Origin of the sequence: Mucilaginibacter pocheonensis (assembly GCF_031456535.1) — a bacterium.
Classification (GTDB): Bacteria; Bacteroidota; Bacteroidia; order Sphingobacteriales; family Sphingobacteriaceae; genus Mucilaginibacter; species Mucilaginibacter pocheonensis.
In genome coordinates this window covers 1582357-1607587 of the sequence record NZ_JAVDUU010000001.1, presented here as the reverse complement: position 1 = coordinate 1607587, position 25231 = coordinate 1582357, and the positions used below count along the sequence as shown (strand labels likewise).

Below are 25231 nucleotides of genomic sequence, written 5' to 3'. Positions count from 1 at the left end.
CTGGTACCTATTTTTCTTTTATTAAAGCCAGCAGCTTATTAAAGATATCCGTATTGGGATATACCCCTCTGAAATCGCCCGAGTGCGGTCCGTAAGCAAAAACAGGAACTGGTGTACCTGTATGATCATTGGTACTAAAGTCGCCCCAAACGTAACCATTAGCTATATTACCGTCCAATAAAGTTAAACCACCTGTTTCATGATCAGCGGTTACAATTACCAGCGTTTCACCATCCTCATCTGCAAAACGCAAAGCATCGCCCACTACCCTATCAAAATCACTGTTCTCGGTTATTACCTGTTTCAGGTTATTGTTATGACCGCCATGGTCAATCTGTGAGCCTTCAACCATCATGAAAAACCCTTGCGGATTATTTTTAAAAGCCGAGGTAACTTTGTTAAAAGCCAGGGGCAAATAATCTCCGCGGCCTTCCATTTTTGGGCGTGTTACGCTATCGTCTACCAATGCCACGATCTTTTTAGCCGGCGATCTTAAAAATTCATCAAAATTGCGAATAATGGTATATCCATTTTGTTTCAGTTTATCCAGTGATGTTACGCCGCCAACTTTTTGTATAAAATCTTTATACCCCGAACCCAAGAGTATATCTATAGGGGTTGAAGCCATGTCATTAGCTATAGCCCCGGCGTTAGATCGTTCTGATTGATGAGCATAAAAAGCTGCCGGGGTAGCATCTGTTAATTCGCATGCAACAATATCGGCGGTTTTCTTTCCTGCCTCTGCGCTGTACACGGCTAATGATTTTAAAGGCCTGCCAGATGGATCAACCCCTACTGCCCGGTCATTTGTTTTTTGGCCGGTTGCAAATGCGGTACCTCCCGCTGCCGAATCAGTAATATAAGCATCGGCCGAATTGGTAATAGAGAAACCGATATTCAGCATCTGAAATATGTTCAGCTGCCCACGGTTAGCCGTGTAAGTTGAATAGATTTGCGAAAGGCCCATGCCATCGCCAATGCATAAGATAATATTTTTAACCTTTTTGGCAGAGCCGTCGGTATTATAAGTTGGATGATATACCTGGTAGGAACCTGCTGATAAATATTCATTATGCGGCTTATTATTTAAAAAATAGCCCAATTCTTCCACTTTATCAGTACCAATTATATCCACGCCCAGCCTGATCAAAGCCAGCCAGCTACTTTTGGTATCGGGTGTTTCCCAAAAACGGATCATTTTTCCGGATTTGTGCACACTGTCAATCCCCGCTTTTATTCTGCTGATCTCTTCGCGGTTTAATACACCTTTACCATTCCACTTAACATATTTACTAAACGGAAAGCTTACCAGCCCTATCTTTTTCCACTGCCTGGGTGTAAACCCGTTTAAATGATCCACATCAAATAATATCCAGTCGGGGTAATTTCCCAATTCAGCCGCGGGAGGTACAGCACCCGTCATCACAATTGACAAACGACCGGGATGGCCCGGATAGGAAAAATACTGCTGAAGCGGTTTAAGCTCCTTAATAACCAGTGGCAATACCGCTTTATGGTCTTCCTTTATCTCAATAAGCAGCCGGAGTTCTCTTTTACTATCACGCTTAAATTTTTCAATTAAAGGATTGATATATAACCTTTTTAATGAACGACTGGCAATGATCTCTTTTTTTTCATGGGCTACCATAAGCCTGCCATTAACCGCAAATACATCGGCTTCAATTGAACCGAAACCTTTTTCATAAGCCCTTAAAAAAGGGATATTATTTTTATAATCATTATGCGAATGCGCGTTGGCTACGGTATAAACCTTTATCTGCGCGTTGGTTGTTACACCGATGGTTATCAGCACTACTAAAAGTGCAATCACTTTAGAAAAAATATTCATTTAACTTTTTTTTTAGAAACAGCATTGCAATATAAGCGCGTTTTTTCCCCGGGCCAAAGAAACCACAAAGTTGTTAACGCAAGTTAAAATAAATATTAAGGCAATACATTATTATGGAGAGCTTGGCCTGTTTAAAAGCTGTAAGGGCTATTTTTTGCTTTATTTATTTTTTATATTTATTACCAAAAGCAGTAACCTCTACATTAACCCTTAAAATCACAGCCATGCCAAATCATCTTTCATTACTCGGGATTATTCACACCGTTATCAGCATAGTGGCTATTATTGTCGCTATTATCGCTTTGTTTCGTTATGGAAAAATAAACCCAGCAAACGGAACGGGGAAATTATACATTTTATTAACGATAATCACCTGCCTTACCGGGTTCCCCATCATGAAAACAGGCCACCCATCTGCTGGTCATGCCCTTGGCGTAATCATCCTGGTAATATTACCTGTTGCTGTATATGCAAGATCAATCCGCTTTTTTGGAAAAGGCGCCGATTATATACAGATCATTATCATGTCACTAACACTTTTTTTTTCTATGATCCCGGCTACTGTTGAAACATTGACCAGACTGCCCATTGATCAACCCGTAGCCAGCGGCCCCGACTCGCCCATTGTAAAAATGTGGCTTGGAATTTGGTTTGCCCTATATATAGCAGGTACTTTATATCAGCTTATAAAATTAAGAAAACAAAAAAAGGTAACACCAACACCAGGTGGCTCCGTGAACCTCACCTAATTTATTGTATTTCCTGATTTTCAAAGGGCTGATGGATCATTAGCCCTTTTTATTTACCATTTATATTCATTAAAACCTGAGCAAGAAGACAGAAATTGTCATTATTTGCACTTACTTAGTGTAGTTTACACACTTTAATCATTGCATTGTAAATACTTCTTCTGCATACTTCAATATACCTTATAAGACACTGTAAAATAGCAAAATATAGATATATTTGTGTATAAAATACACTATCAAATTATTGATAAAATGAGCACTCCTAAAACTATACCAGTAAACACGGACGGTGTCCGGGATACTGTTAAAAAAATTGTTATTATTGGAGGCGGATTTGCGGGGATAAACCTTGCCGAACAAGTGGCCAAAAACAAAAATTATGAGGTTACTTTGCTTGATAAAAACAATTATAATTACTTTCCGCCTTTGCTTTATCAGGTGGCTACAAGCTTTCTTGATCCATCGGATATCAGTTATCCATTCCGGAAATTGTTCCGTAATAAAAGGATCAATTACCGCATGGCTGAAGTATTAAAGATCGACCCTTCGTCACAAACCGTACACTTAACCAACGAAGAGCTTAAATATAATTATCTTGTGTTTGCATCAGGCGCAAGAATAAACTTTTTTGGAATGGAAAACGTGGAAAAGAACGCGATGCCCATGAAAACTATTGATGATGCCTTAAAAATGCGAAATGCGCTGTTGCAAACCATGGAACAAGCCTCAATGACTAAAGACCTTGCTGAGCGTAAAAAAATGTTAACCATTGTTATTGCAGGTGGCGGGCCTACCGGCGTTGAAGTAGCAGGTATGCTGGCCGAAATGAAGAAAAACATTTTCTTGAAAGATTACCCCGAGCTTAAAGGCACACCGGGCGGTATTTACATTGTTGACGGTGGCCCTAACCTTTTAGGTCCAATGAGCCAAAAAACGCATCAGGAAGCTTATAAAGTACTTTCTGAGTTGGGTGTAAAGGTAAAGCTAAATACCCAGGTCAAAGATTATGACAAAAACACGGTAACGCTATCAAATGGCGAAACCATTGAAGCCAAAACCCTAATTTGGGCGGCAGGCATTACTGCCAACACATTTGAAGGCATTCCCGAAACCAGCCTTGGCGTTGGCCGCAGGATGATAACCGATGAATTTAACAAAGTAACCGGATTGGAAAACATTTACGCTATTGGCGATGCCAGCGTACAGATAACCGATGAAAGATACCCCAAAGGGCATCCGCAATTGGCGCAAGTGGCCATACAGCAGGGCCGCAACCTGGCAAAAAACTTTAATGCCATTCAAAAGGGACATTCTTTAAGCCCGTTCAAATACTTTGACAAGGGCGATATGGCCATTATAGGTCGTAATAAAGCTGTTGTTGACCTGTTTAAAAACAGGCTGCACATTGGTGGTATCCTGGCCTTGTTCATGTGGTTGTTTATCCATTTGATTTCACTGGTAAACTATCGTAATAAATTAAAAACACTGTACAACTGGGCAACTGCATATTTATCAAAAGATCAGTCGTTAAGGATGATATTCAGGTCTTAAGACGCTTGAGGTAAATAAAATTACGAAAATACATTTCGGTTAACGGTGGAGCGATAACCGGTAACATTTATAAAGCCATACAAAGTGTTATTACACTTTTGTATGGCTTTTTCATAAAAAATAAATATCATTGGCAACTCAAACACATGCACAGCTGCTATAACGCGAGGCATCAGTTATTATAAAAAAATGAAAGGATTAAGAACAATTTTATTTTTAACAATTTCAAACACATTCATGACGTTTGCCTGGTATGGTCATTTAAAATTCAAAGAATACTCCTGGGGTAAAAACCTTGGTATCTTTTCAATAATAGTGATTAGCTGGGGATTGGCATTTTTTGAATACCTTTTTCAGGTACCGGCAAACGAAGGTGGTTTTAAATCAAATGGCGGCCCCTTTACACTGGTGCAGCTTAAAACCATACAAGAGGCTATAACCCTGATTGTTTTTATGATGTTTACCTTAGTTTTTTTTAAAGACGAAAAACTGGGCTGGAACCATCTTGTTGGCTTTTCGCTTATTGTACTGGCGGTATTTGTGATCTTTAAAAAATGGTAAGTTCAGGTAGCTTCGCTATTTACTGAAAGTTCACATTCGTCAATTAACTTATGCACATAATTGAGGCAAAATCAAAAATATTGCGGGGTATAAAACAATTCTTTATAACTTCATTTGAAAGCTTAATGATAACAAGGATATAATCCCTGAACATCTATGAAGATAATAACATATCCCGGAAAATCATTTCCGCTTGGTGCTACTTGGGACGGTGATGGGGTAAATTTTACGCTTTATTCAGAAAATGCTACCGGCGTTGATCTTTTCTTATTCAATAACGCTGATGATGAGGTTGAATCGGCAAAAATTGAGATCACCGAACACTCCGAATTAATATGGCATGTATATATACCAGGGTTAAAACCCGGGCAATTATATGCGTATCGCGTACACGGTCCTTATGAGCCTGAGAACGGGCATCGTTTTAATCCTAATAAATTGCTCATAGACCCCTATGCAAAAGCAATTGCCGGAACTATCAGTTGGGACGACTCATTATTTGGTTATGAAGTTGGCCACGCTGATAAAGATCTCAGCTTTAGCCAAACCGATAATGCTGCATTTATACCAAAATCGGTTGTTATTGACCATAATTTTGATTGGGAAGGTGACAAGAATCCCAATATTGAATACTATAACTCAGTGATTTACGAAGCGCATGTAAAAGGTTTCACGAAGCTTCATCCCGAAATACCGGAAGAAATAAGAGGGACATATGCCGCCATTGCGCACCCGGTAACCATAGCTTATTTAAAAGAGCTGGGCATAACCGCTATTGAGTTGATGCCGGTGCATCATTTTCTTTCAGACAGGCATCTTATTGAAAAGGGATTGACTAACTACTGGGGATATAATACCATAGGCTTTTTTGCCCCCGATGCTCGTTACGCTTCGGGAGGTGTACTTGGCGAGCAGGTTATTGAATTTAAGAACATGGTTAAGGAGCTGCATAAAGCAGGCATCGAGGTTATTCTTGATGTGGTTTATAACCATACCGGCGAAGGCAGCGAAATGGGTCCAACACTGTCTTTCAGGGGTATTGATAATGCATCCTATTATCGCCTGGCAGATGATAAAAGGTATTACATGGATTATACGGGCACCGGCAACACGCTGAATGCTAATTTACCCAATGTATTACGGCTGATGATGGATAGTTTACGCTATTGGATAATAGATATGCATGTTGACGGCTTTCGTTTTGACCTTGCAGCCACCCTGGCCCGTGAACTGCATGAAGTGAACCGTTTGAGTGCTTTTTTTGACATTATTCATCAGGACCCAACCATATCACAGGTAAAATTGATAGCTGAGCCCTGGGATCTGGGCGAGGGCGGCTACCAGGTAGGCAAGTTTCCCGCAGGCTGGGCCGAATGGAATGGAAAATACCGCGACAGCATACGTGATTATTGGAGCGGTGCAGAGAGTACACTGGCCGAATTTGCAGATCGTATAACCGGGAGCTCCGATCTTTATAAATCATACCGAAGGCCTACAGCGAGTATTAATTTTGTTACTGCTCATGATGGTTTTACGTTAAATGACCTGGTATCGTACAATGAAAAGCACAACGAAGCTAACGGCGAGGACAACAATGACGGTGAAAACTATAACCGCTCATGGAACTGTGGCGTTGAGGGCCCTACAGCAGATGAAGCGATAAATATATTACGCGAAAGGCAGAAAAGAAATTTCCTGACCACGCTGTTTCTTTCGCAAGGTGTACCAATGCTAATTGCGGGCGACGAAATGAGCCGCACACAGCAAGGTAATAATAACTCCTACTGCCAGGACAATGAAATTTCATGGGTAAACTGGGAAACTATGGACAAAGGGCTGCATGCCTTTACCTGCCAGCTAATTAAATTAAGAAAAGAACACGCAGCGTTTTCCCGCAAAAGTTGGTTTAAGGGCGAAGCGGTAAAAAGCAACGGCATAGCAGATATAGCCTGGTTTTTACCAAATGGAGCTGAAATGAACAGCGACAACTGGAGTCAGGACTTTGCTAAATCCGTGGCAGTGTTTTTAAACGGACTGGGCTTGCACACCGTTAATGCCGAAGGTAACAAAGTGGTGGATGATAGTTTCTACCTTATTTTTAACGCACATGACGAACCGTTAAGTTATAAATTGCCAAAAGCCGAATACGCCCGGAATTGGGAATTATTAATTGATACCAACAAAGAACATTTTGATGAAATGACCGGAATATTTAAAGCTGGAGATATTATTCAGGTAGCCGGACGCTCCGTAATATTACTTCAACACCAACTGATACATAGCGGGGGAACAAAACAACAATAAACAATCAATTCAAGGCAGTTTTACCTTATATACACGAAATGGATATTCCACTTTATCCTGCCCGTTATTAAATTTAGGTAAACGGTTCATTTGCGAACTGCTCAGGTAAAGATAACCATCGTTGCCGATGCCAAATGAGTCGGGCCAAATCAAACGTTCATCCTTTACCAGAAAATGCACCTGTTTGTCTGGTGTAACATATTGTATAGCATGATCTGGCGAGTCGCTGAGGTAAATATTGCCCTTATTATCAGCTATCATGCCATGACAGATTCCCGTTTCGGCCACCAATTCAACTTTAGCCGACAGATCGGCATCTGTTAAAGTTGAGTCGGCCAGATAGGCCGTTTCAATCCGGTAAAGCTTGGTTTGGTTTATCGCCCTGAAATAAAAATATTTATTATCTTTTGTTAAAGCTATTCCGTTTACGTTTGATACAAATGGGTTGCCTTGTTCATCTACCACATCTTTACCATCTAAATGAAGCTTCAGGCCGGGCTGCGCAACGGTTGCCTTGTCATCTTTTAATACCACCCGGCTTTTACCGGTTTTAAGGTCAAGTACAACAATAGCATGCTGGCCGGGGTCTGACAGGTAGGCCAGCTGCTTGCTGTTGTCAATGCACATATCATTCAATGCGCTTTTACTTTTATCAATATCATCAAATTTATATACCTGCTTTACCTTATTATCGTTAAGGTCGATCTTTACCAGCTTGAACTTGCTATTGGCATTTCCCGCAGGCTTTGGGTCAAGTACCCATAAGCAGTTTTTATCATCGGCATATAAGTCTTGCACATTTACAAAATGAGTATCGTCCTGTTCTGGTATAAATTTATTCCATTCTTTATCAGGAAAGGGTACGGGTTTGCCATTTACAATTTCGGTAAGCGCATAAACAAACGGATCTCTGTGCGGAAATGACACAAATAAACGGTTGGTTGCCGGGGCAACGGCCACCCCTATCGGCTGGCTTTTGCCAAAACTTGCTACTTCTATCAATGCGGGTTTTGCCTGCTGTGACATCGCAGGGTATACAACTAACATAATAACTGTGATTATCAGCAATTTATTGATAAATGGTTTCATATACTTATTAATACTGATAACTTTCAAATTAGTTTTATGGAAAATTTTTAAGCATAAAAAAACAGAATGAGGTATACCCCATTCTGCTAAATCACTCTAAAACAATCACCTCTTATTATAAATAGGAAGTCTCTTTGGTATAATGTTAATAGCAATTTTATGTAAGCGCTATTAAATTACTCGATCACAAAGTTATCTATAATAAACTTTCGTATGGGCTGATTATCAATATTTTGACTAATAACTGACAGTAAACTATTTTTGAAAAAATCTTTATTACTTAATACATTAATCCTTTTATAAAGATATCTATCAGTAAAAGTTTTTTGGCGTGTATTTCTTCCAAATGCTCTTTACGCGGAAAGTTGGTTTTCTTTTGTGAAACAGCCCCTACCCGTATGCCATGCAGAGCGTCAAGCAACAGATCAACAAGCTCATCGGGTTTATCAACCGGTTTAATAGTGCCCCGTTCAACTTCTGTTTTTACGGCGTTGCTTAACAGGTTAAGCTCGGCCGAATGTACCTGGCCAACAATCTCCCAAATGGGATCAGGAAGATTTTGTTCATTAAGCCTGAAGAAATCAAAAAAGTTATAATTACTTACTATAAAATTGTGATGTATATCTATCTGGAAAACAAAGGCATCCTTTAAGTTTGTAAAGGTGTTGATATTATCTTCCAGGATTTTTAAATAGTCATTTGACAGTTTACGCATCACCGCAATATATAACTGGCTTTTATCCGGAAAATAGTAATACAATAAAGCTTTGGACATAGACAAATCACCGGCGATTTCATTCATAGTGGTTTTTGAATAACCATAATGTAAAAACCGTTGATAAGAGGCTTCCAAAATTTTTTCTCTTTTTATATCCTGATGGTCATTGCCTGCAGCCATTTATTATACAAATTATATAAAACGATATGAGTCAAATTAAATTCCTGACTTTTTTAACAAAATTATCAAAAATTCTATAAATATAGCTATCAACGCATCTTCATAGGTAATTGCTAAAACAATTTTACATTCCTACTATTTTTAGGTTAGATTAATATAACATACATACTATGAATATTGAAAATTGGTTGCCCCAGGGTTTGTTTGATTTTTCACGGCATATCCCGGCTATTGTCTGGAACCTCATAATTACGGTAACCGCCATTTTGGTAGGATTGCTTATTAAGTTTATAGTTACCTACTTATTTAAGTTTTACGCAAAAAGGGAAACCTCGTATTCATTTTTCAGATCGGTAATAGTTAACCTTGGCCGGGCAATTACCTATTTTATTCCATTGTTTTTGCTGAATATGTTTATTCCGCTTATGCGGTTAAACAAAGTATACGTAACACCATTAGACAAAACCATAGAAATTTTGCTGACCATTTCGTTTGCCGGGATATTGGTACGCTCCATACGGATACTGGAAGACTATATTTATCACGCTTATGACCTTAACAAAATCGATAATTTAAAAGAGCGCAAAATACGGACACAAATACAGTTTATGCGCAAGATATTGGTGGTGGTCATCGTTTTTGTAACCATAGCTATTATCCTGCTGAGTTTTGAAAGTATGCGCAAAATTGGAACCGGCCTTTTAACCGGTGTAGGCATTGGCGGCATTATTGTAGGTTTTGCTGCGCAAAGCTCATTAGGCAATTTACTCGCTGGCTTCCAGATCGCTTTTACACAGCCTATACGTATTGACGATGTTTTGGTAATTGAAGGCGAATGGGGCCGGGTTGAAGAAATTACTTTAACCTATGTTGTTTTAAAAATATGGGACGAACGAAGGCTTATTTTACCCATCAATTATTTTATACAAAAACCGTTTCAAAACTGGACACGCACTTCGGCTGATATACTTGGTACTGTGTTTTTATATATGGATCACACCATCCCGGTTGACGAAATCAGGAATGAGTTTGAACGGCTTATTGTAAAAACACCACTATGGGACAAACGTGTTAAAGTTGTACAGGTAACTGATGTTAAAGAGCACACTATCGAAATACGTGTGTTGATGAGCTCACGTTCATCATCAGACGCGTTTGACCTTCGTTGCTACATTCGCGAAAACCTGATCACCTACATTCAAAAAAATTACCCGGATAGTCTTCCAAAATCCAGGAGTGAGATCAGCAACCTTGAAAAATATATTCAGCCTAAAACTGATGGTTAAGCCAGCTTGGATAAGCCTACCCCGCTGCCAATTACCAGCGCGTCTTCAATTGCTCCAAGAACAGGATCAATTATATGACTGCTTTTAACCAGATGTTTACGCAGATAAAAAGTGCCAAACGTTGATGCAAATGCAGCCGTACCACCCAGCAAAGCCCCTAAAACTACATTACCGCCTACTGCTTTATAAATAACCGCTCCCGCAAATGTTCCGGATAATACACGTGCACCAATTGCCGCAGGTTTAATACGGTTGGGTGCCGATGGTAATTTATCACCGGCAATTTCGCCCAAGGCTAAGACCTTTAAAGCAGTGGCTACCGCTTTGGATTGCATGAATTTTAATGGCGAATGCTCCAGATTTTTTGATTGATGGTGGCTTAAAATATGACTGGTAATAACAGGGGCCGATGTTGTTCGCATACCAGCTAATGTTCCTAAACTGAGCACCTGCCAAAAGGGTTTTGATAGTTTGAAAGGCATAACTTTTTTAATTAATGTGAATGATAATTAAATAACCCCCATCAATATAATTATGTTCTGATTATAAAATATAAATCAATAGGTAATTTGATTTGTTACAATAGTACAGCAAAACCAAAACTATGAACTTACATGAAAATAATGCCTTTGGCGAACTGGGGGGCGCAATTGGCAAGGGATTAATAGCAGGCCTGGCAGCAACGGCTGCTATAACGCTATCTCAAATGATTGAGATGCGGATCACCAAACGGCAACCAAGCGAAGCGCCACTTAAGGTAGCAGAACGGGCAGCTGGATTAAAGCCGGCAAATAAGGATGATGAACAAAAGCTTTCGCAGGAAATACATTGGTCGTACGGAACGGTATGGGGTATAACACGCGGCTTAATTTCATTAACCGGGTTAAGGGGGGTGCCGGCAACACTCATTCATTTTGGCGCAATATGGGGAACAGCTATGGTGATGCTACCCAAGTTTAAAGCAGCCCCGCCCGTTTATAAAGAAGATGCCAAAGCTATTGTCATTGACGGATTTCATCATGCCGTTTACGCTATTACTGCCGGCATTATATATGATACCCTTGACGGAGCGGGCAAACACGATAGACGATTGAACCGGCTGATTGACAAGCTGCATGTAAAAGGATTTATTAGCAAGCTTAAGTTTTAAGCTGGTATCATACATAAAAAGCCGTATCCTTTTCGGGATACGGCTTTTTATGTATTTAATATTTTATCAATTATACTGTTTCGGCCTCTAAAACATGTTTGTGTTCTGGTTCCTTTTTACCGAACAGCTTCCTTTTCAGGTTATAACGGATCAGATACATACAAGGCACCAGTATCAGGGTAATTATGGTAGCAAACCCTAATCCGAAGATCATAGTCCATGCCAGCGGTCCCCAAAAGGCAACGTTATCGCCGCCGAAGTGAATGTGTGGTTCAAAGTGGGTAAATAGCCCCACAAAGTCTATATTAAAGCCCACAGCCAATGGTATCAAGCCTAATATTGCCGCTGTAGCTGTTAATAATACGGGAGTCATACGGGTATGACCTGCTTCTACCACGGCATCGTGTAAGTTTGCGCCTTGCTCAATCAGCATATCGGTAAACTCAACCAACAATATACCATTACGTACAACCACACCTGCAAGCGCGATGATACCTATGCCCGTCATGACGATAGACATGGTCATGCCGGTTAAACTTACACCCAGAAATACCCCGATAATACTCAGGAAAATTTCGCTGATAATAATAAACGTTTTACCTATAGAATTAAACTGGATCATTAAGATGATCAATATCAAACCGAATGATGTAGCTAGAGCCCCTAACAAAAAGGTCATAGCTTCCATCTGGTCTTCCTGGCCGCCACCCTGCCTGATAATAATATTATCCGGCTTTTTGAAATTATTGATAGCCTGCAGAATATTAGCGTTTACTTCGTTGGGGTTAAAAGGTTTTATAACATTTGATCCTAGAGTAAGAACTCTTCGCTGTTGCTTGCGCTTAATGTTGCTAAAGGTAGTAGTATAGCGGATGTCAGAGAATGCCGAAATTGGCACCTGGCGTATGGCGCCGCCTGTAGCTAAATCGCGATAGGTTATTTTTAAATTACGCAGTTCATCAAGATTACCCCGCTGACTTTCCAGCGCCCTTACCTTTATCTGATAATCGTCCTCTTTTGTATTTCTAAAGTCAGCGGCTTTCCAACCTAATACTGCGGAAACCAGATTCTGTGTTATTTGGCCAGATGTTATGCCCTCGCGATTTGCACGTTCCCGGTCAATGTCAAATACAATTTCCGGTTTATCGCTTTGCACATCAGCAACAAGGTTTTCTATACCGGCAATATTTTGTTTATTGAGGTAGGACTTTAAACGATTACCGGTAGCAACCAATGTATCCAGGTTATCGCCGATAATTTCAATACTAATATCCTTTTGTACCGGAGGGCCGCTGGCTTCCTGTGCAACGGCAATTTTAACACCTGGCAAACCTTGTACCGCCTCGCGTATTTTAGCCAGTGCCGCTTTAGTATCCTGCCCATTTCTTTTACCAAACTCCACAAATGCAACGGTTACCTTACCTTTATTCTGATAATCACCCTGGTCCTCGTCTGAAGGATCAGTTACGCCTTTAGTAACATTTGAAATAATGGATGATACCACCCCTTTGTAAGGTTCAACTACTTTGGCTACGCGCTGCTCAATTTTCCTGGTTATTTCGTTGGTTGTAGCCTGATCAGTGCCGATAGGCATGGTGATATACACGTAAGCAAAGTTAGGGTCGCCCGAAGGGAAAAACTCCGGCGTTTTACCTATGGTGGCTAATAAAACAATGGATAGAATAAATAAACCAACTGTCCCTACAACCATAGTAATTGGTCTTTGAACAGCTTTTTCGAGCCACTTAGCATACCATCTTTGAAATTTGGGCCATGCATTGTTCTGAAACCGGTCTATCACCCTTAACAGAACGAAATGGTTTAACAGGTATAGTGCCATAATAAACACCACCAGATTACCAATCCCCACATTGATGAGATAACCCAATACAGCGGCTATAGCCAGGTATATAAGGGCCCGTCTGGTTTTTTTATCAAATTTCGGTTTATCATGTTCGCCCGGATGGTGTGGTTTCATAAAATCGACCGCGAATACCGGGTTGATAATATAAGCCACAACCAGGGATGCCAGCAAGGTAATAATGAGCGTAATAGGCAGAAAAAACATAAACTTCCCGATAATGCTATTCCAGAAAGCCAGAGGTACGAATGGGGCCAGGGTGGTCATTGTGCCTGAAAATACCGGCATAAACACTTCACCTGCGGCCATTTTAGCGGCCTGCTTAATAGGTACCTTGCCGTTAGCAAAAATACGGTGCGTGTTTTCAATCACTACAATAGCATCATCCACCACAATACCCAATGCCAGCAGGAATGAGAACAGCACGATCATGTTGAGGGTAAAACCAATGGCCGGCATCACCAAAAACGCAATGAAGCACGACAGCGGAACCGAAAGCGCCACAAATATAGCATTGGTGGTACCCATAAAAAACATCAATATAACCGTAACCAGTATAAAACCAATCACAATGGTATTGATGAGGTCATTTAACGTAGTACGGGTTTTGTCAGACTGATCACCGGTTACCACAATATCCAATCCTTTAGGGAAAACAGTTTTCTGCTTTACCTTGATCAACTCATTAATTTTATCCGAGGCTTCAATCAGGTTTTCTCCTGCTCTTTTACTTACGTTAAGCGTAATTACATTTTTAAACTTGGGGTTATCGTTAGTTTTTAAGCGCGCATAGCTTTCCTGTTCCAAAAACGAATCTTTCACCTCGGCAATGTCCCGTAAATAAACAGCTTGACCTTTGGGGTTTCTGATAACCATGGCGGCTACCTGGTCGGCATTTTTAAAATCCTGTTTAATATCAATACTACGGCGTACACCATCCGTTTTTATAGTACCTGCTGATGATAATATATTTTCGTTGCCAACGGCCGTGGTAATATCACTAAAACTTATCTGCGCCGCTGCCATTTTGTTCATATCAACATTGATCTGTATTTCGGGGGTTAGGGCACCTACTTCATCAACTTTTGATATTTCCTTGTAGCTTTCAATCTCATCCTTTAAAATATCGGCATATTCTTTTAGCTTCTTTAGGTCATAATCGCCGGATATGTTGATGTATAAAATAGGCTGGTCAGCTACGTTAATGTCAGATATAACCGGTTCTTTAAAGTTATCGTCATTTTGGGGCAAATCCTGTTTGGCTTTGTCTACAGCGTCTTTAACATCTATCTTGGCATCCCTCGTTTTAACATCCATATTGAACTCGGCTGTAATGATAGATACGTTTTGAACCGAGTTTGAAGTAACCTTTTTTAAGCCTTTTAACGATTTCAACTTCTTCTCTATCTGCCTGGTCACCAGATTTTCCACATTTTGTGGCGACTGCCCTAAAAACGTTGTAGTTACAAAGATTTTAGGTATCGCTATATCCGGAAAATTTTCCTTTGGCAAATTGTTGTAACTTATTAATCCCAGCACGGTAACCAAAAATATGAGCACATAAATGGCCGTCTTGTTTTCAATGGCCCAGCTTGAGGGCCCAAATTCTTTATTCAGATCTTTCATAATTAATAGATCAAACGTTAATAATTAATTAGCAGACTGTAATACTTTTATTTTATCACCATCTTCAATTTCGGTAGCTCCCTCCGTAACCAGTTCATCGCCACTTTTTAATCCTGATAATATTTCTGTATTGCCGCCATAAGTAGATCCTGATTTAACATTCACCTTTTTGGCAGTTCCATTTTGATTCAGAAAAACATAATCACCAGCTTCTGATTTCATGATCGCTTTAACAGGAACTACTACCGTGTTTGCTTTTGAGTAATTGGCTATTTGAATAATGGCTGTCATATTAGGGCGAAGCGTTTTACGTACAGGTAGTTTTACTTCAACACCAAAGCTACGCGATGTTGGATCAATAACCTTTGCCGCAAAACTTACTTTGGTAACCAGTGAGTCATTGGCATCGGGCACTAATATTTTAACTTGGTTGCCTGTATTTACGCTGCCTGCATAAGATTCGGGTACATCAGCCTTAACCTTTAAAACATCGGCGTTTACCACACGGATACCTGTTTGGCCCGGCGAGGCAGCCTGACCTAATTTTAGATCCATTTGATCAACAGTTCCGTTAATAGGAGATACAATACGGTATTGACTTGCCTGTTGTTTTAAAGCAGCCAATGCTTTTTTGCTGCTTTGTAACGTTGTTTGTGCCTGCAAAAACTGTACCTCAGTACCTATTTTTTGATCCCAAAGATTTTTTTGGCGATTAAACAATGTTTGGTTTAAACTAACCTGGGCCTCATTCTGTGCTATGTTTTGCAGCAATACGTTATTATCAAGCTGCGCAAGTATCTGTCCCTTGCTTACATGTTGTCCAACTTTTACATATATACCAGTAATAATTGCCTGCGCCTGCGGATAAGCGGTTACGTTATCCTGCGCATCAATTTTACCCTGAATTTGTACATAATTGGTAAACTGAGTTGGTTTTATAGCAATTGTACTTACATCCGTAGTTTTTGCTGAATCTGCTGAACCTACTTCGGCTTGCAGTTTGGTAATCTTTGCATTCAGATCAGCCTGCTGCTTTTTTAGTTCAACAAGTTGTGCTGCTTTATCTTTGGGCTGTTTATTTGAGCAAGCTGCCAAAAATATAAAAGCCGGTATGTATAATAGTTTTTTCATTGTGTTTTTTAATATAGTGGGTTTAGTAAATGTTTATTTAATGCGACCGTATGCTTTATCCAGATCAACCTTGCTTATTAGGGCATCATACAGCCCCTGTATATATTTATCATTTGCATCATCAAGGGACGTTTGAGCCTGGGTTACCTCAATACTTGAACCAACCCCCTGCTGATATTTGATTTTAGAAACACGCAGTACTTCCTCTGCCAGTTCTCTGTTCCTTTTTTGATTATTCAGGCTTTGCAGTCCATTGATATACGTTACGTTAGCTCTATTGGCTTCCAGCTTTAATCCGTTTTTTGAATTCTCCAAATCATTCTGGGATTTTAAAATCGCAATTTTTGATTGCCTTACCTGATTTAAGCGCTGAAATCCATTAAATATCGGTACGTTTAAAGTAAGCCCTACATAACTTGAAGGAAAGTTCATTTTGTACAAATTACCAAAACTGTTATTCTGATAAGATGAGGTATAAGTTGCGTTGGCCTTTAGCGTTGGCAAGTATTGTGACTTTTGACGCTTTAAATCAAGTTTCTTAAGTTCAACACCCGTTTCAGCTAAATTGTATTCAATCCGGTTGTGATAAAATGAAGTATCAGTCGCCAGGTCAGCGGTATTATCGTCCAGTTTAATATCCTCCAGTTTATCCTTTAACGACAGGTTATTCTCGATAGGCATCCCCATCTGAAATTTTAAAACCTGATAATTTAATGCAAGAGAACGTATGGTATTTTCACGGGTAGTTACTAAGTTATTGTATTGAACTGAAATCCTGTCAACATCAATTTTTTCAACAGTACCCTGCTTATTTTGCGCCACGGTTTCGTCAAGCTGTTGTTTTAATTGTTTGATATTTGCATTTACCAATCTTAACTGTTCATTGCTAACTAAGACCTGGTAATACGCTTTGGTTACGTTAACGTTAACCTGAATCCTTGTACGGGTATGATTTCTGATAGAAAGCTCTTTATAGGTTTTGGATGCCTTTAAGCCTACCAGATAACTGCCGTCAAAAAGTATTTGGTCTGCAGTTGCTCCAATACTTGACTGATATTTAACCCCAAACTGTACCGGAATAAAAGTACCCGCTGGCTGGCCAAATATTTCACCAGGTAATAACGTTGTAGGTATCTTTAAATAATCCTGAAAGGTGGCCGTTCCGCTTATCTGAGGCAATCCAATACCGGTTGTTTCTTTAACCTTGTATTCAGCACTTTTTATATCAAGCCTGGCATTTACAACTGAATCCTGATGTTCAAAGGCATAGTTTATACAATCCTGAACACTAAAGTTATACGTTTGATTATTAGGTGGAGTATCCTGCGCATAGCTTTTGAATGCTATGGCGCAAAAAACCGTCGCCGTAAAAAGTAGATATCTCATTTTATTTTATTGTGGTTGGGTTATTATTCAAATTACTTATAAATGCCTGTACAAATGTCATAGCTGGTACTGACAGCCTTATGTCAGCAAGATTTTATTCTTCATGTATATTTTTATACTGATTTAAAAGCTTATATCCTTTAAGTGTACAAATGCCGTAATTAAAGTGTTCTAAAAACTGCATCTGCACTTTTCCGATGTTGAATTCCCCCATCGGAAAAATTTCTGTGTTAAAACCAAGCTCAAACTGGCTTACTCTCATCCTCGCCATAATCTTTACGTCAATATCGGTCCGAATGTAACCCTGTTTCATACCTTTTGTTAAAAGTTGCTCCATTGTACTTATCAATACCCCAATCTTAAACTTCTGAAACTCAGCCCAGGCTTCCGGATGATATTTTTGCAAATCGTGCACTACTGTTGGGTTGATTTGTGACAGCACTTCTTCCGAGCATTTCATCATGTTGATCATCTCCTCTATCACATTTTCCGATTTGCTGATAATATCGGCCATCTGCTCTTCATCCTCTTTCAGCTTTTTTTTGAGCGATGCGGTAACCAGATCATTCTTGTCTTTAAAAAACTGATAAATAGTTTTTTTTGACATACCAATGTGCCTGGCTATATCATCCATCGTAATGCTCTTGATACCTGCTCTTAAAAACAGCTCGCCGCTACCTTGTATAATTCTTTCTATTTGACTCATTGACTTTCCGGGTCAAAACTAAGGAAACATTTTTTGATTTCAAAGTTTCCATTTAGAAATAAATTTGCCTGTAAAATATTAGTAATCAGCCTGCACATATTACATTGGGTTTGCATTTTATATATAACTATCCAACAACTTAAAATTGGACATTTATATATCTATAAATTTGAGCGTCTGTAACCTGCGCATCTGAAATCTAATTTCTTACCTTTGCCAAAATTTTAAAGAACATGATGCTCACTCCACTTTCAGCAATTTCGCCAATTGATGGCCGCTATCGTAACACAACTGCTGAACTTGCTAAATACTTTTCTGAGTTCGCTCTTATCAAATACCGAGTGTTTGTTGAGATTGAATATTTTATTGCCTTATCAGAAAATTCTTTATCTCAACTACAACAATTTGATGCTGGTCTTTTAGAAAAGTTACGCGACATCTACAATAATTTTACAGAAACTGACGCTGAAAGCATAAAAGAAATAGAAAAAACAACCAATCATGATGTGAAGGCGGTTGAATATTTCATAAAAAATGAATTTGATAAACTAAGTCTGGAGCCCTACAAAGAGTTTATACATTTTGGGCTTACATCACAGGATATTAACAACACGGCGATACCTTATACCTTTAAGCTTGCTTTAAATAACACTTACTATCCGGCAATAACCGGTTTGGTTGAAGCATTAAAAAGCTTTGCACAGGAATGGGACCAAGTACCTATGCTGGCACACACACATGGCCAACCCGCCTCGCCAACCCGCTTAGGTAAAGAATTACAAGTTTTTGTTGAGCGTTTAGAAGCCCAGCTCGCCTTATTAAGATCAGTACCTTACTCTGCCAAGTTTGGCGGCGCCACCGGCAATTTTAACGCTCATCATATTGCTTATCCTGAAAAGGATTGGAAAGCATTTGGCAATCATTTTGTAAATGATGTATTGGGCCTTAACCGTTCGCAGTTTACCACTCAGATTGAGCATTACGATAACTTTGCGGCGCAATGCGACGCTTTAAAAAGAATCAACAATATCCTGATTGATCTGGATCGCGATATGTGGACCTACATATCCATGAACTATTTTAAACAGAAAATAAAAGCCGGCGAAGTTGGTTCATCAGCTATGCCCCACAAGGTTAACCCGATTGATTTTGAAAACTCAGAAGGTAACCTGGGCATTGCAAATGCCCTGTTTGAGCATTTAGCCGCCAAATTACCTATTTCAAGATTACAGCGCGATCTTACCGACTCAACTGTTTTAAGAAACATAGGTGTGCCGGTAGCCCATACGCTTATCGCTATAAAATCAACTGTAAAAGGTTTAAATAAACTATTACTCAACCAAGCCGCTATTAATAACGACCTGGAAGCCAATTGGCCTGTTGTTGCCGAAGCCATACAAACCATTTTAAGGCGTGAAGGCTATCCTAACCCTTACGAGGCCTTGAAGGACCTGACCAGGACCAATCAGCAAATTAACGGCCATACAATAGCTGCCTTTGTTGATACGTTAAATGTAAGTGATGCTGTTAAAAATGAGCTGAAAGAAATTACCCCGTTAAACTACACAGGTATATAGCCGGTGGTATTCGGGCGTTAAGCAGTCTATCATCTGCATGTCATAACTATTTAATAGGTAACTTTAAAGAAAAAAGCTACCTAAATTTGTTAACTCAAGTTTTTAATAAAAGATCAGGATGAATATCAACGTATATACAGAATTAACACCTAACCCGGCAACTATGAAGTTCATAGTGAATAAGTTGCTTATCAATGGCAGTGCCGATTACCCAACTAAGGAAAGCGCCGAGAAATCACCCTTTGCCAAGGAACTATACAAATTCTCTTTTGTTAATGGTGTTTTCTTTGCCAGCAACTTTGTTACCATCACCAAAACCGATGGTAGCGAATGGGCGGATATTGAGCCAATTATGAAAGAATTTGTAAAAGGCGCGGTTGAATCTGAATTGAAAATACAATTAGAAGATACTCAGGGAGAAACCAATTTTGAAGGTTCAGATACCGAAGTTAAAATACAGCAAATATTACATGATTACGTTCGCCCGGCTGTTGAGCAGGATGGCGGCGCTATTTCATACCGCTCTTTTAACGAAGGCGTGGTTACTGTTGAGCTTCGCGGCTCATGCAGCGGCTGTCCTTCATCAACCATTACCCTTAAGGCCGGTATAGAAAACCTCCTTAAACGTATGGTGCCCGAGGTTACTGAAGTTGTATCAGAAGCGTTATAAAAAATACACAACTCGAGTTATTTGTATTGAAATAACACACGAATAGTCGTTTACATAATGGCACTCATTATTCAAATATCTGAATAAATGAGTGCCATTTTTAGTTAGCTATAAAAGTGTTATTTAAAATATTTCTGTATGGTTGCTAACATTTCTTCTGTTATATTTCCGTTAGTGGCCAGCAGTTCTCTTGTATCGAGCACCTCTGCTCCTCCTTTAAAATTAACTATCTGTCCTCCGGCCTGTTTTACAATTACTATGCCGGCGGCAATATCCCAGGAGTTCAAGTTATATTCATAAAAGGCATCAAACCGTCCGCAAGCGGTATAAGCCAGGTCAACAGCAGCCGAGCCTAAACGGCGTAAACCATGACAGCTTTTCATTAAATCGGCAAATAGCTCGATATACGCAGCTTGTTTACCAAAATCGTAATACGGGAAACCGGTGGCCAGTAAACTGTCGGCAACGGTTAAGTTTTTACTAACCCTTATCTCCTTTCCGTTAAGATAAGCAGGTGCATCTTTCCATGCGTAAAAGCACTCATCCAGATTAATCTCATAAACTACACCAGCCACAAGCTCATCGTATTCCTTAAGCGCTATACTTACTGAGAACGATGGGATACCGTGTATAAAATTGGTAGTGCCATCCAACGGATCAATGATCCAGTTATATCTTTCCCCTACTGTTGTCGTGGTTTTTTCTTCGGTGATAAAACCGGCTTCAGGCAGTATTTTCTGCAGGCCTTCCACAATTATCTTTTCGGCGGTTTTATCTACATAAGATACCAGGTCATTTAATCCTTTATATTCAATTTTATCGGGAGCAAAAGTTTTTCTTTCCTGCCTGATAAAATCGCCTGCCTGTTTTGCTATCTCAGTTACCTGATTTGTTATTTTTATGAGTTCCATGACTTCGTAATGCTAACTTGAATGAAAATACTTTATGTATAAAATAGCTCGCGAAAAACAAGCTTAATATAGCCACTACCCTTGCCAACGGAGGGTATACACTAAATTGCTGTATCAGTAGCTTAATTATGGCAAGGTTTGCAAAAAAACCAACTACTGCAACAGAGGCAAAGCGTATAAATTGTTTATATAGCGACAATGTTGATTCAGTAAAAACAATGTAGCGGGTCATTAAAAAGTTAACTATTACCCCCATGCTGAAAGAAATAGCCAATGACACAGTTGAATTACGCATGGTAATTGAAAACACCTGGTAGGTGGGCCTTATAAGCAAGTTGTGATAAAAAATATAATAAGCAGATACATCAACCAAAAAACCGGCGCCTGCCGAAAGCAAAAATCTAACAATGTGATTATTAAATAACTTTTGCCGCTGCATTATACTAGCCATGTTTAAGCCTGCTGTTTTTTTCGTTGTTAAGTCCGTTCGCAATTAAAATAGCTCCTCCAACAACCATTAACAACGAAATAAATTCAGCCTGGGTAAAGCTTATGCCGGCAACATGATATTTGGTATTTACCCGTATCAGTTCAATAAAAAAACGTTCAACACCAGCTAATATCATATAAATGCCAAACATCACACCGGCAGCTTTAATACGGTTACGGATGCTCCACAGCAACCAGAACAGTAATAAGCAAACCACAAGCTCATAAAATGAAGTTGGGAAAACCGGATATGGCAATTCATGGCAAAATTTACCTACACAGTTTGGTATTGCAACCCCTTCGTCGTTTACATTATGGGGGAATTTAAATGCCCACATCCAATCGGGCGCCCAACTAAACCACCCTGGCTTTGGCGCAGTGTTTACTATCCCCCAATCCCCATCGCCAGACATCTGGCAGCCTATCCGTCCTAACGCGTAAGCCAGCATCATGCCGGGGCCGCCAATATCAAGCATATCAAGCGGTTTAATGCCATGTTTGTTGGCGATATAAAGCACCGCTGCGCCTCCGCATATTAAACCGCCATAAAAAGTAAGACCGCTAAAACCTATCAGCATGCCTACCGGGTCTTTCATAAAGTCGCCCCAGTTTTCGAGGGCATTAAACAGCTTTGCGCCTGCAAAACCAAAAATAGCCGCCCATAATAATATGTTCCCCATCAGCTCATAGGGGTGTACAGTTACTTCTTTGGTTACTGGTTTGGCTTGTTTTTGCTTTTCGCCTTCACGATAGGCCCAGTATGCAATTGCTGCAGCACCAATTATACCACCTATCCAGTTACCACGTAAGGACAAAAGAAAGTCCTGCGGATTATCTAAAAGCATTTGATAGTTCAATACACAATCAACAAGCTTATAGCCTAAAACAAAGCCAAAAATGCCGTTGCCTATTAATTCATTAACAGAAGCCGGATTACCTACTGTTACTGTTTTTTTAAAAGGATGAATAATGCCGAGTTTCTCTTTACGTTTAAATTCCTGCGAAAAAGCCCAGTAAGCGCCTATAAAAGCTATGGCTACAAAAAAGCCGAAGGTTTGAATAGGCAAAGGAATATTTATACCAAAAAGATATTGAAGAAGGGAAGTAATTGTTGGAAACATAGGTTATAGTTTGAAGCGAATATAACGTTTTAATGCACTAATATTTCTTCGCTTTCTGTTATATCGACATCACCGTCAGGTGAAATATTTGTTAAATGCACCGTTTTTAATTCATTGATCAGCACAGGATCATACTTGGTTCTTACTTTTACATAGTTGCGGGTAAAACCGTGCATAAACCCATCTTTAATATCGCCTTCAAATAATACTTCCTCTGATTTATTTAACTGACTTTCGTAAAATGCCCTTCGTTTTTTGTCAGACAGTATGTGCAGCATCTTACTACGCTCGCCGCGAGCCGAACCGGGTACTGCCCCGCTCATTTGGCTGGCCAATGTATTCTCTCTTTCGGAGTAAGTAAATACGTGCAGGTATGAAACGTTCAGGTCATTTAAAAAATTATAGGTCTCAATAAAATCTTCACGGGTTTCGCCCGGGAAACCTACAATAACATCAACACCAATACAGCAATCGGGCATAAGTTCCTTTATCTTAGTTACACGATCCACATAAAGATTGCGTTTGTAACGCCGACGCATTAAACCTAATATTTTATCGGAACCTGATTGCAGGGGAATATGAAAATGCGGCACAAAACGCTTTGACGCGGCCACAAAGGCAATGATCTCGTCTGTAAGCAAATTAGGTTCTATTGAGGAGATCCGGAAACGGTCTATTCCTTCTACTTCGTCCAGCGCTTTTACCAGATCAAAGAATTTATCCTCGCGCTGACCATTTCTGATACCAAAATCGCCAAGATTAACCCCCGTTAACACAATTTCTTTAACCCCGGATGCCGCAATTTGCCTGGCTTGCGCTACCACATTTTCAATGGTATCGCTGCGGCTGCCGCCGCGAGCCAGTGGTATAGTGCAAAATGTGCAGGAATAATCGCAGCCATCCTGAACTTTTAAAAAGGTGCGGGTACGGTCGCCAAAGGAATAAGCCGGAACAAACTGATTAGCTTCAGATACCGGCTGGTTATAAACCACCGCTTTGGGTTTTTTGGTGAGGTCGGTAATATGATCAATGATCTGAAATTTTTCGGCAGCTCCCAATACCATATCAACCCCGGGTATTTCGGCTATTTCCTGTGGTTTTAGCTGGGCGTAGCAGCCCACTATCGTCACATAGGCGTTTGGCGATATTTTGAGCGCTTCTTTAACTATCTTTTTGCACTTTTTATCCGCGTTTTCGGTAACCGAGCAGGTATTGATCACAAAAACATCAGGAGTATTCGTAAACTCTACCGTATCATAGCCTGCCTGATTAAACAGGCGCCCGATAGATGATGTTTCCGAATAATTGAGCTTGCAGCCCAGCGTATAAAAAGCGACTTTCTTATTCATCTTTAAGGCCGCAAAGATAACAATTTTAGAATTACGGAATTAATGGGTTAATTGAATTGTGACAATAGCCTAATTATAGCCTGATTGACCTAATGAATTTTGGCGCATTTGCCGCTTGTTCACGTTCACAGATCCGTGAACGCCATGAACACCGTGAACACTATTTTCACTGATAATCAAGATATTACGTGTTTATAAATTACTACCGTGAACACCGTGAACATTCATAGACATTGATAATCAGCGAATTACGATTTCGAAGAAAATTAGTTGAAGTTTCCGTGAACACGTGAAGCCGTTTATTACTCGCTGCTCCAGCGGTAACTTTCATGCTCCAACCCTATCAAATCAATTATGCGGTTCACCACTGTTAACGCAAGCTCTTCGATGGTTTTTGGTTTGCTGTAGTATGAGGGAATGGCCGGGCAAATAATACCGCCGGCTTCGGTAACAGTTTCCATATTGCGGATATGGATAAGGTTAAATGGCGTATCGCGTGCAACCAGGATCAGTTTGCGGCGTTCTTTAAGTATCACATCAGCGGCGCGGCAAATCAGGTCGTCAGACACGCCGCTGGCGATGCGGCCCAGCGTACCCATGGAACAAGGTACAATAACCATGGTATCAAATTTGGCCGAGCCTGAGGCAAACGGCGCCATAAAATCATTTTTTGCGTAAAATTTATAGCTATGCTTGTTGTAATCTTCGTTGTCAAGTTCAAAGCGCCAAACATCCTTTGCATTATCTGACATTACAATGGCCACTTCGGCTATCTGGTCTTTTAACTGATTTAGCTTTTTTAATAACAGATCGGCATAAATAGCGCCGCTGGCACCGGTAATAGCAACTACAATCTTCTTCTTCATGATTAACCAACAACAACCCAAACAGGCAAAAGTTACAGGCACAAAAAAGGGTCGAATAACTTGTACTCGACCCTACATCTACCTATGAAAAACATGCCCTT

21 protein-coding genes are annotated in these 25231 nt (G+C 39.9%); 8 read left to right on the top strand and 13 right to left on the bottom strand.

The features are described from left to right. Positions 1 to 7: 7 nt before the first annotated feature. Positions 8 to 1849, bottom strand: coding sequence for an alkaline phosphatase (locus J2W55_RS06750; RefSeq protein ID WP_310093388.1), 1842 nt, complete (start codon positions 1847 to 1849; stop codon positions 8 to 10). A gap of 224 nt (positions 1850 to 2073) precedes the next feature. Here J2W55_RS06750 and J2W55_RS06745 point away from each other — a divergent pair, with 224 nt between their 5' ends. From J2W55_RS06745 to glgX, 4 genes are all read left to right on the top strand, one after another. Then, positions 2074 to 2598 carry a hypothetical protein gene (locus J2W55_RS06745; protein ID WP_310093386.1) on the top strand — a complete coding sequence of 175 codons (525 nt, stop codon included), beginning with the start codon at positions 2074 to 2076 and terminating at the stop codon, positions 2596 to 2598. Positions 2599 to 2850: 252 nt separating this feature from the next. After that, complete coding sequence (locus J2W55_RS06740) at positions 2851 to 4149, top strand: NAD(P)/FAD-dependent oxidoreductase (protein ID WP_310093383.1); 1299 nt, start codon at positions 2851 to 2853, stop codon at positions 4147 to 4149. Between the two features lie 189 nt (positions 4150 to 4338). After that, positions 4339 to 4710: a DMT family protein gene (locus J2W55_RS06735; protein ID WP_310093381.1), complete on the top strand. Its 372-nt coding sequence runs from the start codon at positions 4339 to 4341 to the stop codon at positions 4708 to 4710. Positions 4711 to 4866: 156 nt separating this feature from the next. Beyond that, positions 4867 to 7014 (top strand): glycogen debranching protein GlgX, encoded by a 2148-nt coding sequence (glgX, locus tag J2W55_RS06730; RefSeq protein ID WP_310093379.1) that lies wholly within the window; start codon positions 4867 to 4869, stop codon positions 7012 to 7014. 9 nt (positions 7015 to 7023) lie between these two features. Here glgX and J2W55_RS06725 read toward each other — a convergent pair whose 3' ends face one another. Next, positions 7024 to 8061: an L-dopachrome tautomerase-related protein gene (locus tag J2W55_RS06725; protein WP_310093377.1), complete on the bottom strand. Its 1038-nt coding sequence runs from the start codon at positions 8059 to 8061 to the stop codon at positions 7024 to 7026. Between the two features lie 322 nt (positions 8062 to 8383). Next, the gene (locus J2W55_RS06720) at positions 8384 to 9001 is read right to left on the bottom strand and encodes a TetR/AcrR family transcriptional regulator (protein WP_310093374.1); all 618 of its coding nucleotides are present in this window, start codon (positions 8999 to 9001) and stop codon (positions 8384 to 8386) included. A 170-nt stretch (positions 9002 to 9171) separates the two neighbouring features. Between J2W55_RS06720 and J2W55_RS06715 the strand changes: the two genes are divergently transcribed. Next, positions 9172 to 10287, top strand: coding sequence for a mechanosensitive ion channel family protein (locus tag J2W55_RS06715; protein WP_310093373.1), 1116 nt, complete (start codon positions 9172 to 9174; stop codon positions 10285 to 10287). Here J2W55_RS06715 and J2W55_RS06710 read toward each other — a convergent pair. Further along, positions 10284 to 10769: a DUF4126 family protein gene (locus J2W55_RS06710; RefSeq protein WP_310093371.1), complete on the bottom strand. Its 486-nt coding sequence runs from the start codon at positions 10767 to 10769 to the stop codon at positions 10284 to 10286. The two genes, J2W55_RS06715 and J2W55_RS06710, sit on opposite strands and share 4 nt — an antisense overlap. Before the next feature lie 122 nt (positions 10770 to 10891). Between J2W55_RS06710 and J2W55_RS06705 the strand changes: the two genes are divergently transcribed. After that, entirely contained in the window at positions 10892 to 11437 is a 546-nt protein-coding gene (locus J2W55_RS06705) for a hypothetical protein (protein ID WP_310093370.1), read from the top strand. A gap of 70 nt (positions 11438 to 11507) precedes the next feature. On the opposite strand, the gene J2W55_RS06700 is transcribed toward J2W55_RS06705, so the two are convergent. The 4 genes from J2W55_RS06700 to J2W55_RS06685 all read right to left on the bottom strand — a co-directional run bounded on the left by J2W55_RS06700 (position 11508) and on the right by J2W55_RS06685 (position 18147). Then, positions 11508 to 14924 carry an efflux RND transporter permease subunit gene (locus tag J2W55_RS06700; protein ID WP_310093368.1) on the bottom strand — a complete coding sequence of 1139 codons (3417 nt, stop codon included), beginning with the start codon at positions 14922 to 14924 and terminating at the stop codon, positions 11508 to 11510. Between the two features lie 24 nt (positions 14925 to 14948). After that, entirely contained in the window at positions 14949 to 16055 is a 1107-nt protein-coding gene (locus J2W55_RS06695; RefSeq protein WP_310093366.1) for an efflux RND transporter periplasmic adaptor subunit, read from the bottom strand. 33 nt (positions 16056 to 16088) lie between these two features. Next, positions 16089 to 17441 (bottom strand): TolC family protein, encoded by a 1353-nt coding sequence (locus J2W55_RS06690; protein ID WP_310093364.1) that lies wholly within the window; start codon positions 17439 to 17441, stop codon positions 16089 to 16091. Positions 17442 to 17535: 94 nt separating this feature from the next. Continuing rightward, positions 17536 to 18147 carry a TetR/AcrR family transcriptional regulator gene (locus J2W55_RS06685; RefSeq protein WP_310093362.1) on the bottom strand — a complete coding sequence of 204 codons (612 nt, stop codon included), beginning with the start codon at positions 18145 to 18147 and terminating at the stop codon, positions 17536 to 17538. 233 nt (positions 18148 to 18380) lie between these two features. Here J2W55_RS06685 and purB point away from each other — a divergent pair, with 233 nt between their 5' ends. Together purB and J2W55_RS06675 are read left to right on the top strand one after the other, a co-directional pair. Continuing rightward, positions 18381 to 19724, top strand: coding sequence for an adenylosuccinate lyase (purB, locus tag J2W55_RS06680; RefSeq protein ID WP_310093361.1), 1344 nt, complete (start codon positions 18381 to 18383; stop codon positions 19722 to 19724). A gap of 118 nt (positions 19725 to 19842) precedes the next feature. Beyond that, positions 19843 to 20394 (top strand): NifU family protein, encoded by a 552-nt coding sequence (locus J2W55_RS06675; RefSeq protein ID WP_310093359.1) that lies wholly within the window; start codon positions 19843 to 19845, stop codon positions 20392 to 20394. A 119-nt stretch (positions 20395 to 20513) separates the two neighbouring features. Here J2W55_RS06675 and J2W55_RS06670 read toward each other — a convergent pair whose 3' ends face one another. The 5 genes from J2W55_RS06670 to J2W55_RS06650 form a co-directional block, all read right to left on the bottom strand. Continuing rightward, a complete protein-coding gene (locus tag J2W55_RS06670) occupies positions 20514 to 21305 on the bottom strand; it encodes an inositol monophosphatase family protein (RefSeq protein ID WP_310093357.1) in 792 nt (263 codons plus the stop codon). Continuing rightward, positions 21271 to 21756: a GtrA family protein gene (locus J2W55_RS06665; RefSeq protein ID WP_310093354.1), complete on the bottom strand. Its 486-nt coding sequence runs from the start codon at positions 21754 to 21756 to the stop codon at positions 21271 to 21273. The genes J2W55_RS06670 and J2W55_RS06665 overlap by 35 nt, the downstream gene beginning before the upstream one ends. Further along, positions 21749 to 22915 (bottom strand): prolipoprotein diacylglyceryl transferase, encoded by a 1167-nt coding sequence (locus J2W55_RS06660; protein WP_310093351.1) that lies wholly within the window; start codon positions 22913 to 22915, stop codon positions 21749 to 21751. The genes J2W55_RS06665 and J2W55_RS06660 overlap by 8 nt, the downstream gene beginning before the upstream one ends. A gap of 29 nt (positions 22916 to 22944) precedes the next feature. Beyond that, a complete protein-coding gene (gene mtaB / locus J2W55_RS06655; RefSeq protein WP_310093350.1) occupies positions 22945 to 24264 on the bottom strand; it encodes a tRNA (N(6)-L-threonylcarbamoyladenosine(37)-C(2))-methylthiotransferase MtaB in 1320 nt (439 codons plus the stop codon). 302 nt (positions 24265 to 24566) lie between these two features. Further along, a complete protein-coding gene (locus tag J2W55_RS06650) occupies positions 24567 to 25130 on the bottom strand; it encodes a UbiX family flavin prenyltransferase (RefSeq protein ID WP_310093349.1) in 564 nt (187 codons plus the stop codon). Positions 25131 to 25231 lie beyond the last annotated feature (101 nt).

Bases quoted from the DNA above. Each gene is read 5' to 3' on its own strand.
- J2W55_RS06720 (WP_310093374.1), bottom strand. From the start codon at position 9,001: ATGGCTGCAGGCAATGACCATCAGGATATAAAAAGAGAAAAAATTTTG.
- J2W55_RS06670 (WP_310093357.1), bottom strand. From the start codon at position 21,305: ATGGAACTCATAAAAATAACAAATCAGGTAACTGAGATAGCAAAACAG.
- J2W55_RS06675 (WP_310093359.1), top strand. From the start codon at position 19,843: ATGAATATCAACGTATATACAGAATTAACACCTAACCCGGCAACTATG.
- J2W55_RS06745 (WP_310093386.1), top strand. From the start codon at position 2,074: ATGCCAAATCATCTTTCATTACTCGGGATTATTCACACCGTTATCAGC.
- J2W55_RS06740 (WP_310093383.1), top strand. From the start codon at position 2,851: ATGAGCACTCCTAAAACTATACCAGTAAACACGGACGGTGTCCGGGAT.
- mtaB (WP_310093350.1), bottom strand. From the start codon at position 24,264: ATGAATAAGAAAGTCGCTTTTTATACGCTGGGCTGCAAGCTCAATTAT.
- J2W55_RS06735 (WP_310093381.1), top strand. From the start codon at position 4,339: ATGAAAGGATTAAGAACAATTTTATTTTTAACAATTTCAAACACATTC.
- J2W55_RS06715 (WP_310093373.1), top strand. From the start codon at position 9,172: ATGAATATTGAAAATTGGTTGCCCCAGGGTTTGTTTGATTTTTCACGG.
- glgX (WP_310093379.1), top strand. From the start codon at position 4,867: ATGAAGATAATAACATATCCCGGAAAATCATTTCCGCTTGGTGCTACT.
- J2W55_RS06690 (WP_310093364.1), bottom strand. From the start codon at position 17,441: ATGAGATATCTACTTTTTACGGCGACGGTTTTTTGCGCCATAGCATTC.
- purB (WP_310093361.1), top strand. From the start codon at position 18,381: ATGATGCTCACTCCACTTTCAGCAATTTCGCCAATTGATGGCCGCTAT.
- J2W55_RS06710 (WP_310093371.1), bottom strand. From the start codon at position 10,769: ATGCCTTTCAAACTATCAAAACCCTTTTGGCAGGTGCTCAGTTTAGGA.
- J2W55_RS06650 (WP_310093349.1), bottom strand. From the start codon at position 25,130: ATGAAGAAGAAGATTGTAGTTGCTATTACCGGTGCCAGCGGCGCTATT.
- J2W55_RS06705 (WP_310093370.1), top strand. From the start codon at position 10,892: ATGAACTTACATGAAAATAATGCCTTTGGCGAACTGGGGGGCGCAATT.
- J2W55_RS06665 (WP_310093354.1), bottom strand. From the start codon at position 21,756: ATGGCTAGTATAATGCAGCGGCAAAAGTTATTTAATAATCACATTGTT.
- J2W55_RS06750 (WP_310093388.1), bottom strand. From the start codon at position 1,849: ATGAATATTTTTTCTAAAGTGATTGCACTTTTAGTAGTGCTGATAACC.
- J2W55_RS06685 (WP_310093362.1), bottom strand. From the start codon at position 18,147: ATGAGTCAAATAGAAAGAATTATACAAGGTAGCGGCGAGCTGTTTTTA.
- J2W55_RS06725 (WP_310093377.1), bottom strand. From the start codon at position 8,061: ATGTTAGTTGTATACCCTGCGATGTCACAGCAGGCAAAACCCGCATTG.
- J2W55_RS06660 (WP_310093351.1), bottom strand. From the start codon at position 22,915: ATGTTTCCAACAATTACTTCCCTTCTTCAATATCTTTTTGGTATAAAT.
- J2W55_RS06695 (WP_310093366.1), bottom strand. From the start codon at position 16,055: ATGAAAAAACTATTATACATACCGGCTTTTATATTTTTGGCAGCTTGC.
- J2W55_RS06700 (WP_310093368.1), bottom strand. From the start codon at position 14,924: ATGAAAGATCTGAATAAAGAATTTGGGCCCTCAAGCTGGGCCATTGAA.